This is a genomic window from Streptomyces sp. NPDC059454, from assembly GCF_042749965.1.
In the GTDB taxonomy this organism is placed as follows: Bacteria; Actinomycetota; Actinomycetes; order Streptomycetales; family Streptomycetaceae; genus Streptomyces.
In genome coordinates this window covers 63,961-73,932 of sequence record NZ_JBHYVC010000035.1, presented here as the reverse complement: position 1 = coordinate 73,932, position 9,972 = coordinate 63,961, and the positions used below count along the sequence as shown (strand labels likewise).

At 69.1% G+C, this 9,972-nt stretch carries 6 protein-coding genes; 1 reads left to right on the top strand and 5 read right to left on the bottom strand.

Annotated features, from left to right (window positions below; all coding sequences use genetic code 11):
• Positions 1-34: 34 nt before the first annotated feature.
• The 4 genes from ACFXAE_RS23110 to ACFXAE_RS23095 form a co-directional block, all read right to left on the bottom strand.
• Positions 35-415: a RidA family protein gene (locus tag ACFXAE_RS23110; RefSeq protein ID WP_384717945.1), complete on the bottom strand. Its 381-nt coding sequence runs from the start codon at positions 413-415 to the stop codon at positions 35-37.
• Between the two features lie 47 nt (positions 416-462).
• Entirely contained in the window at positions 463-1,956 is a 1,494-nt protein-coding gene (locus ACFXAE_RS23105; protein WP_384717943.1) for a carboxylesterase/lipase family protein, read from the bottom strand.
• A gap of 20 nt (positions 1,957-1,976) precedes the next feature.
• Complete coding sequence (locus ACFXAE_RS23100) at positions 1,977-2,891, bottom strand: MBL fold metallo-hydrolase (RefSeq protein ID WP_217132873.1); 915 nt, start codon at positions 2,889-2,891, stop codon at positions 1,977-1,979.
• 353 nt (positions 2,892-3,244) lie between these two features.
• A complete protein-coding gene (locus ACFXAE_RS23095; protein ID WP_384717941.1) occupies positions 3,245-5,500 on the bottom strand; it encodes an FUSC family protein in 2,256 nt (751 codons plus the stop codon).
• A gap of 213 nt (positions 5,501-5,713) precedes the next feature.
• Here ACFXAE_RS23095 and ACFXAE_RS23090 point away from each other — a divergent pair, with 213 nt between their 5' ends.
• Positions 5,714-6,433, top strand: a complete 720-nt coding sequence (locus tag ACFXAE_RS23090; RefSeq protein ID WP_384717939.1) for an IS6 family transposase — start codon at positions 5,714-5,716, stop codon at positions 6,431-6,433.
• A 247-nt stretch (positions 6,434-6,680) separates the two neighbouring features.
• Here the strand turns inward: ACFXAE_RS23090 and ACFXAE_RS23085 are convergent, their stop codons facing one another.
• Positions 6,681-9,794, bottom strand: coding sequence for a fibronectin type III domain-containing protein (locus ACFXAE_RS23085; RefSeq protein ID WP_384717937.1), 3,114 nt, complete (start codon positions 9,792-9,794; stop codon positions 6,681-6,683).
• Positions 9,795-9,972 lie beyond the last annotated feature (178 nt).

Genomic DNA, 9,972 nt, shown 5'->3' with positions numbered 1-9,972 from the left:
GGCCGCGCCAGACCGGCCTTGCCCTGTAGCCGAGTCAGTCGTCCAGGACTGCCAGGGCGTCGATCTCCACGAGCAGTCCCGGAGGGAGCTGCATGTAGACGGTGGTGCGGGCGGGGAACGGTTCGCCGACGGCCGCCGCGTACGCCTCGTTCAGCTCGGGCAGGTGGGCGGGGTCGGTGAGGTAAGCGCGGAGCATCACGACGTCCTTCAGTCCGGCGCCGGCCGCCTTGAGTACGGCGGTGACGTTGCGCAGGGTCTGCGTGGTCTGCTCGGCGACCGTGGTGCCGACGACCGCGCCGGTGGCCGGGTCGAACGGGAGTTGCCCGGAGACCTGAAGGATCGGACCCTTGCGGATTCCCTGGGACAGCGGGGCTGCCGGAGTGGGTGCGTTCTCGGTGGTGATGACGGTTTTCATGGTGTGTCCTTGACGGAAGGGCGCACAGAGCGATCTGTGCGACGGGGTCAGGCCCAGGCCTGTCGTTCCTGGCTGCGGGGGTCGTCGACCTGGGTCCACTCGGCGTCGATGTGCATCGTGGTCCGGCGTGTGGTGTCGTACTGGTCCCAGCCGGGGTTGCCGGTCCTGGCGAAGCGGATCCAGGCCTCGTGCGTGCGGGTGGCGAGGTCCCCGGGGGGCTTGTCGGGGCCGAGCAGGGCGCCCTCACCCGCCAGCTGCGGGAGTTCGGCGATGTCGAAGACGAAGGGGAGTTCCATCGTGTGGGTGGCGCCGAGGTCTCCGCTCAGGGCCTGGGAGCGCCAGGCGAACTCGTAGCTGAACGTGGCGGACTGGGGGTGGGCGGCATGTGCGCCGACCAGGGCCCAGCTGCCCGCTCCGAACAGCGCGTCGCCCATGATGGCCGACCGCAGCTCACCGAAGGACGCCTCGGGGCGGGTGGTGCGGTACGTCTCCACGAGCTGCGCGGGCTTCGGGTGCGAGCGCGCCGCCGTATCGTCGACATCGTCGGCGGTCGAGGTGGCGTACTTGTCCACCGGGACCAGGTAGAGGTTTCCCTCCTCGGTGTTGGTCCCGATGAGCAGGTCGACATCAGCGCTCAGGCCGGCGCCGACGGAGACGGCAGGCTGTGTGTCGAGCACCAGGCTGAAGGGGCTGAGGCCGATCAGCGGATCGTGGTGTGTCTCGGTCTGCAGGTCGATGCCCGCGAGCCGGGAGGCGGCCTCCACCAGGCGCTCGTCGGAGATGTCCGCGAAGGCGTCGGCGTGCGGCTCGATGCCCAGTTCCTCGGCCGCGGCCTTGGTGACACGGGCGGCCTGCTCGGAGGTGAACGCCCCCAGACCGCTGCCGCTCTGCACGATCGCCCGGCGGAACAGGCCCGCGGCCTCAGGGGTGGCGAGGATGCCGCCGACGACGGTCGCCCCGGCCGACTGGCCGAAGAGGGTGACGTTGTCCGGGTCACCGCCGAAGGCGGCGATGTTCTCCCGCACCCAGCGCAGCGCCGCGACGACATCGAGCAGGCCGCGGTTGGCGGGCGCCCCGGGGATGTCGAGGAACCCGGCGATGCCCAGCCGGTAGTTGAGTGTGACCAGGACGACGCCGTCGCGGGCGAAGGCGGAACCGTCGTACAGCGCGGACCGCGTCGATCCGGCGACGAACCCGCCGCCGTGGACGAACACCATCACGGGCAGGCCGCTGTCCGCGGTGGTGGGCTGGAAGACGTTGACGGTGAGGTAGTCCTCGCCACGGCTCCAGCCGGCGCCGAAGTAGGGGGCCATGTCGATGCTGCCGAGCTTCCGCTCGGACTGCGGGGCGTTGGGGCCGGGCACGGTGGCGTCCCGTACGCCGTCCCAGGGCTCGTGCGGCTGCGGCGGGGCGAACCGGCCGGCGCCCATCGGAGGAGCGGCGTAGGGGATGTTCAGGAAGGTGGCGGTGCCGTCGTCCTGACGGAGACCGCGGACGGCTCCCTGTGCGGTGGTGACGACGGGCTCGGGTTCGTGGCTCACAGCTATGCCTTTCCGGGGCGTCAGCCCTGCTCGGAGTACGGGGCGAAGGGCGCCCAGCCCTTGATGTCGAACGTGTTGCCGTTACGCGCGATTTCGGCGGCACCGTGACCACCCAGGTGCGCGGGGATCAGGAGCGCGTTGTTGTCGGCCGCCCAGCCCAGCACCTTGCGGCGGGTGGCGCGGGCGCCCGCGGGGTCCTCGCAGAAGCAGCTGTTGGCGTCCGGCTCGACGATCTGCACCGGGTTGTGCAGCAGGTCACCGACGAACACCGCGCGGTCCGTCCCGGAGCTGAGGGTCAGCACGGAGGAGCCGGGGGTGTGTCCGGGAGCCGCGTCCAGGCGCAGGTCGGCGTCGATTTGATGGCTGTTCTCCCACAGCAGCGTCTGGCCGGCCTGGTGCACCGGGGCCACGCTGTCCTCGAAGACGTTCTGGTTGCCGCGGCCGAGCAGCGGCTGGTGGCCGTTTGCCGGGTTCCAGAAGTCGAAGTCGTCCTTCGGCATCAGATAGGTGGCGTTGGGAAAGGTGGGAACCCAACTCCGCCCGTCCAGGTACGTGTTCCAGCCGACGTGATCGATGTGCAGATGCGTGTTGATCACGATGTCCACGTCCTCGGGCTGGACACCTGCCCGGGCGAGGTTGGCCAGGAAGTCCGTCTCCAGGTGGCTCCAGACCGGCGCGTACGGGCGCTCCTTGTGGTTGCCCACACCGGTGTCGACGAGGATGGTCTTGCCTCCGCTGCGCAGCAGCCAGGTCTGGATCGCGGAATTCACGATGTTGGTCTCGGAGTCCAGGAAATGCGGGGCCAGCCAGTGGACGCCGTCCTTCCAGACTTCCTGCGAGCTTTCCGGGAAGAAGGCGTGGGGCTCCATTTCGACGGACCCGTAATATTCCCAGACGCGGGTGATGGAGACGTTGCCGAGCGTGATCTGTTCCATGTGATTTCCTTGGAGTCCGTAGGGTTTACCCAACCGTACGAGCGGCTTCGGCGGGCGCGGTATCCGTCACGTGACTGCACCGGTGTGTACGGCTCTGAACAGGGACTTTTCCTCTTCTAGGCCAGGTGAAAGGCGAGGCGGCTCCCCGTTTCCAGTTCCGTTCCCGGATGCCTTGCGAATGAGCGCGTGGCTACCTCGCCGCCTTCACGAGACGGCAGCCTGATCCGTATGCCCGCTTGTCGGCCGTGTCGTGTGCGGTGGCTGTCCCTGCCTTTCACACCGACGGCTTTGATGCCTGCAAATCAGCAAAATGCAAGGGGGTACGGTCACCCCGTGATGCGTTCTGGCGGGTGTCAGACGGCTTGGGCGTTGCATGGGTCCTCGAGATCGACGCAGCGCACCGCGACAACCGGGGCCGGCCCGTGCGGCGACGGGATGTCAACGCTCTCGGGCGGGACCATGGTGGTGCGGCCGGGGTCCGGGACGAGCGGGTCCGCAGCTCGCACCAGCGCGGTCAAGGTCGCGTCGAGGCGACTGATGTGCTGCTGCAGGCGACACTCCGGCGACGGCCGGCTGCGGCTGACGCGCGGCTCCTCCGAGAGCAGGGACAGTGCCCTGACGACTCTGGGGCGTGCCGTGTGCGAGGAGAATCCCGGTCGATGGCCGGTGACGCGGATCAGGTGGGCCACGGTCTCGTGCGCACGGTCGGCCGCGACAGTGAGGCGGGAGGCGCATTCCGAAGCATGGCCCGCTGGGAGACGCTCGGCCGTGTCGGCCAGGCTCCGTGCGTGGTACGCGCCGGCCTCGAGGAGTTCCAGCAGGTGGCGGGTGTGGTGCCGTCGGCCGCGCTGCGGATTGAGCGGATGGGTGAGAGGCAGGCAGGCCTTGCGGAAGGACTCCAGTGCCTGGTCGAGGTCGTGTGCCGCGCGGACCCAGTTCGCCGGGGTTTCCGCGTCCGTGCTTCCTGACGCGATGGCCCGAAGGAGGCGGTCGAGGACGCGCAGGAAACCGACCAGCTCATCGTCACTGGCCCGGCGGACCGTGGTGGGAAGGACGAGGGTGGCGGCGAGGATTCCGCAGGTTACTCCCAGTGCGGTCTCCTGGACACGCAGAAGCAGCACGTGCGTCGAGAAGGTGTCCATCAGCGCGAGCAGCATGCTGAGTGTGCCGGTGATGAAGAACGTCACGGCCCAATAGGCCCGTGATGGGGTGTAGAAGATCCCGAACATGCACAGCAGGAGCAGGATCAGGAGGACTGGGCCGTCTCCACCGACCAGGGCGGCGAGGCCGTAGCCGAAAATCACGCCGACGACAGTGCCCGCCAGCCGCCGGGCACTTTGCAGCAGCACCTCGCCGGTGCTCTCGGTCCTGATGAAGACGACCCATGCGGTCACTACTGCCCAGTACCACAGGTGCGGAGACAGGAGATGACCGCCCGCGACTGCGAGGGCCGAGGCTGTTGTCACCTGGACCGCCTGGCGGGTGACTTGTCGCTTCAGGCTGTCGGTGTCTGTGTCCCTGCGCGGTACCGCGCCCAAGGCTGATGGGGCGGCTTTGTAAGGAGGTGTCCCGAACCCTGCTGGGCGGCCGCGTGGGCCGAGAACCCGTAGGGCTGTGGTGAGTTCGTCGACCGCTAGGAAGCAGTCCTGCACATGTGCGGAGCCGGCCGGCCGGTTCGCCGGGCCGCCTTCGTCCCTCTCCTCGTACTGTTCGGATGTGCGGGCCGTTCCCGCGGTGACCCGGTGCCCGAGAGCCCGGATCCGCTGCGCGAGCCGCTGCCGCGCCCTTCGTTCCGCCAGATCGTCGCGGGCCGCCGGTGTGCGGACCGCGCGGACGGTGAGTACGGCCAGGCGCTGCGCGGCCACCTCCACACGACCAATGTGCCGCAGCGGGGCCTCGGTGCCCTCGTCGACCGCGCACTCGTCGAAAAAGTCCTCGATCAGCAGCGCGGCTGCGTGCAGTCTGTCGAGGCGCTCCTGCAACAGACGGCTGCGGGTGCCGTCGTCCTGCCCGGTGGCGACCACCGAGGCCGTGTCCCGGAGGACGTCGTACAGACGCACGCCGAATGCGTGCCGCAGCCGTCTCAGAGCTCCGGCCGCCGTGACGGGGCCGACGCAGTACCACACGGTCGTAACGGCCGCGAAAGCCACGAGTACCGATGCCCCGAGTTGCGGAAGCTGGTCTGCTCGGGCCTGGACGAATTGGGACAGCAGGAAGAACATGAACCCGAAGATCCCCAGGCCCAGCCCTCGTGAGCCGAACCGGCGGGCCTGAACGGCGAGGTAGATCACCACCAGAAAGATCAGCTTGGCTGCCGTCGGGTACGGCGTCAGCACAGCTCCGGCGGCCAGGGACGCGAGAGAGAGCGGAGCGCCCAGCCCGAGGGTGATGAGCTGGTTGCGCGGATGCAGGTCGCTGATCGCCAGTGACGTCGTCATCGCGGTGAAACCGCCGACCACCAGCACCGTTTCGGGCGCTCGCAGCGCTGTCAGCACGGCAAGTGCCGCGGCTGTGCCGAGCACGGCGCGCATCGCGGAGGTCAGACGCGTGAGCCCGGGGTCAAAGGCGGCGAAGCGGTCCCACAGCGCTGCCGTTGTCCTTGCCACCATGGTGCTCCGTAGGTCCTTTCGCGGGTGCACGACCGCCAGGGTGTCTCGAGGTTCTGGCCGGCCACCGCCCGCTTCGCCAGTCTCGGTACGCGGGGATCCCCTCCGGTATGCGTCAGGTGACTGCTCTCGGAGGTTCTGCAGCACGCAGGCGTTGTCACGTTGGCTGATCGGTGAGGCTGATCTCCTGGTTGATCAGCCTGGGAAGGGTCGTCCATGGGGGCCGTGTCGCCGTCGTACAAGGGCCACCGGTATCCGGTCGAGGTCATCTCCCACTGCGTGTGGCTGTACCACCGCTTCCCGCTGTCGTTCCGCGAGGTCGAGGAGCTCATGCTCGAGCGCGGGATCGCCGTCTCCTACGAGACGGTGCGCCGCTGGTGCGCCAAGTTCGGTCAGCAGTACGCGAGCGCGCTGCGTCGCCGGCAGCCCCGGCCTGGTGGCACATGGCACCTGGACGAGGTCTTCCTCAAGACCAGCGGGGAACGGAAGTACCTGTGTCGGGCTGTCGACCAGGACGGCAATGTGCTGGACATCCTGGTGCAGGACCGCCGGGACAAGGCCGCGGCCAGGCGCTTCTTCCGCCGCCTGATGAAGAGGACTCACACGGTGCCGCGGGTGATCGTCACCGACAGGCTCCGCTCCTACGGCGCGGCCCACCGCGAGGTCATGCCCTGCGTCGAGCACCGGCAGTCGAAGTACCTCAACAACCGGGCGGAGAACAGCCACCAGCCAACGAGGCAGCGCGAGCGCGCGATGAAAGGCTTCCGCTCCGTGGGCGGAGCCCAACGATTCCTGTCCGCGTTCAGCGGCATCTCGCCCCACTTCCGCCCCCGCCACCACCTGACGACCGCACACGACTACCGAGCCGAGATGGCCATCCGCTTCGCGATCTGGGACCAGATCACCGGCACTGTCGACCAGCCCACCACAACCTGACCACAGTCCCAGGTCGCGGGCCCACATGCCGCGTCACACCATAAAACCACCACACGTCCAACAACGTGACAATGCCGGTCGGCCGGGTCCGCTCCGACCGCGTCATGAGACTGCCGAAGCCGCCTCGTGTCTCCGACCCGAAGGGCGGCCGGCCGCCAAAGCACGGCCCGGAATTCCGCGGTCTTCACCGGGTTCCACGGCAGGCCCGTCGCCCGGTCGCGAGCGGTCCGGGCCTGCCGCGGCCGGTTCATCTACCAGGTGCCGCGCCGGATGTGCTGACCTGCTTCGGGAGGTTCAGCAACGTCCGCATGTCCTGCCGGGCCCGGTCGCTCGCGCTCGGCGGGGCGGCCTGCACGGCGCCCGACGCGCGGCTGCCGGCCGGTCGGGGCGCCACCACGCAGTTCGACTTGCCGGACTCGTAGACGCCGTTGACAGCGGTCACGCAGAACTCGTAGTTCCACACGCCGGGGAACAGGAACCCGATCCCCTTGCTCGTGCCCTCGATGATGTCCTCGTCTGCCTTGGAGGTGCCGCCGTCGTGGTCGTCGCCGTTGATATTGCGGACCCACACGCGGTAGCCGGCGGCCGCTTTCGACCCCTTCCAGTCCAGCTGGACGGACGTCGCGTCGGTGGAGGTGACCCGCAGGTCCGTCGGCGCGGGCGGGGTGCCGGCGCCGACGGTGACCGGGCGGGCCAGGCTGGGCAGGCCGCCGCCGGCCGCGTTCCAGGTCGCCACCGCGACGAGGTAGTGGTGCCCGGGTTTGAGGCCGTCGACGTGCGCGACCGTGCCGCGCGCCCCGGTGCTGGTGAGGAAGGCGCCGGGGGTGTCCTTGTCGTACAGGACGATCTCGTAGCGGTCGATGGTGTCGGTGTACGGTCCCGTCGGCGGGGTCCAGGCGACGTCGACACCGGTGGCGCTGGGCCGGCTGGCGATGTTGGTCGGGGGCGGTGCGGTCTGCGGGTGGGCGGTGGCGCCGACCGTGGCGGACCATCCCGAGGCGGTCTCGGTGCAGCCGCGTGGATCATGGGGGTCCGTGTTCCAGCGGCAGCCCATGTTGGCCCGCACCTGGTATTCCCAGCCGATGCCGTCGACGGTCCAGGTGGTGTCGGTCCGGTTACTGAAGGCCCTCCCCTGGCTCCACGCCGTCTGACCGGCGATCCGCGAACGTACGTCGTAGTCGACGGCTCCGTACACCGGGTCCCAGGTCACCGTGACGCCGCGCGCGCTGGACACCGCTCGAACGTGGGAGGGAAACGCCGGAGTGAGTCGTGCGGGCACGGTGGCGGGCACGTCCATGTCCCTGGCACCGAAGCCGTAATCCTGGTGCAGGACCTGCGCGAAGGCCGCGGCGAGTTCGTATTCCCCGTGTTCGTTCGGGTGCAGGCCGTCATATCCGGAGGGGCAGCTCGTCGGAGAGCACGAGTACCGGGCCGCCCAGTCGACGAGATTGATGTTGGAGATCGGGTTGTCCGCATGCCAGGTCTCCATGGACTGCGGAAGGAGACGGTTGTAGTGGTCGGTCTTGGCGATGAGGTCGTCCCGGCCGCCGATCTTCGTGCGCTGCGGTACGTTCGCCAGTGCGAAGTCGACACCCGGATGGGCGTCGCGGGCCTGCGCGACGATCTGCCCGACATTGCTCAACGTGCCGTGTTCGTCGCTGACGAACCAGCCCATGTCGTTGAAACCGATCGCGAGCAGGATCAGGTCGGGCCGGTAGGTCGCGACCTGCTTCCGGATGTCCAGCTTGACCTGCGCGGCCTGGCGGCCCCAGTGCGCGTAGTGGTCGCTGTCGAAGGCGATGTCGGTCGGCGGTCCGGACCCGGGGTTCTGGGGTTCGCTGACGTCGGGGGCGTAGCCGCCCGACGTGCGGAGGCCCTGGCTGGGCGGCGCCTCCTCCGGAAGCCGCGGGGGTGTGGGCGGGGCCGGCTGGTCGGGGGTGAACGTGCCGGAGTACGGCCCGACGAAGTCGACGGCGACCTTCTGGCTCCGCAGCCACTGCCACAGCCGGTAGCGCCAGGTGAAGTCGCCCTCCCGGCCCTGCGTGATGGAATCGCCGACGATCATCACCCGGTGGACCGGGGCGAGGACCCAGCGGCTGCCTCCCCCCTCGTCGGCCGCCGCCCGCTTCGAGGAGGTGCCGCAGGTGCGCCAGACACTGTAGCCCGAGTAGTCGGCCGGCTGCTTCATGGTGTGGACCGAGTACAAGCACTTGTCCGGCTTGAAGGAGGACCTGATCTCCACGTCCCGCCCGGCGCCGGGAACATCCGCGTCGACGATGGTCATCTTCTGCTCCGGTGGCACCTGATCGCGCGCCGCGACGCACGGCGCCGTCCGCATGGCACCGCTCTCCACGAAGATCATGCAGCCGATGTCCGGATCGACGTTGGCGATCTGCGCGCTGTTGTCCTCCGGGTCGTAGTTCCGGAAGCGCCAGTTCTCCGCGCCGTGCAGATTGTCGTCGAGGATCGAGTCCGCCGCCGGGCTCGGTATCTGCACCGTGGCGCCCACGCCGGTCGGCACGTCGGTCGCGGTGATCTGGTACTCGGTCGCCGCGGCGGCCATCGCCGACCTGAAGCCCACGGGTGTGTGGTCCGCGCCGCCGGGGTTGTCCAGGCGCGCCGGAGCGAGGATGCCGGACAGGTCGCCGGAGGTGACCATGTAGTCCAGTTCACGGCCGTTCACGTGCGTGGCGAGGCCGGTTCCCGCCACGACACCGATGCGGTTGCCGGTGCTGTCGCGCGGCATCGCCTGTGTCAGGTTGACCGGATCCCGGTTGAAGTCGCCGAGCGCGACCCAGCTGTCCCCGCCCACCGCGGCTTCGATGTTCCTCAGCAGCCCCGGCACGTCATTGCCGCTGCCGGACAGCCCGTGCAGGGTGAACACCCAGGTCGTGCCGAACCTCAGCCCGAACGTCGCCCGGCCGGCGGGGAGACCTGACGGAACGATCCGCACCTCCCGTGGAACGCGGTCGGTCACGAACGCAAGGTTCACGCGGTGCCCGTTCGGGTCCGTCTCCATGAAGTACACGTAGCGGAATGTGTTTTTTGAGGTGAGCCGCCAGAGGCTCTCGGTCACCTGTGAGACACCGGACTGGGCGACGACGCCCATGTGCTGCCCCGCTGGGCGGGAACCCGCCTCCTGTAGTGCCACGATGTTGTGCGGGAGCATGGCATCGGACGATCTGCCGTTCGTCAGCGCGGTGACGCCCGTCGACCATTTGGCGTCCATTCCGGCGGTACCGCCCTGCATGTTCCAGGTGGCCATGCTCAGGTTCGTGATGTCCTGCGGAGCGGCGCTCGCCTCCCGCGGTTGGCTGATGAATGCCGCCATCAGCACGCCGCACGCCAACATCGTGATCATGCCGCGGAGCGTTCGGGATCTTCGCGGGCGGCCTTCCGTCCCGGGCCTGCGATGCCGGACTTCGTCCGTTCTCATGAGCTCCCTCAAGGTGACTTGGCATAGCCGCCGCGCGAACCGCGGCCGCGGCGGTCCTCCCGCACGGCCGTTCCTGCCCGCCGTCCCGGAAAGACGCGGCCGT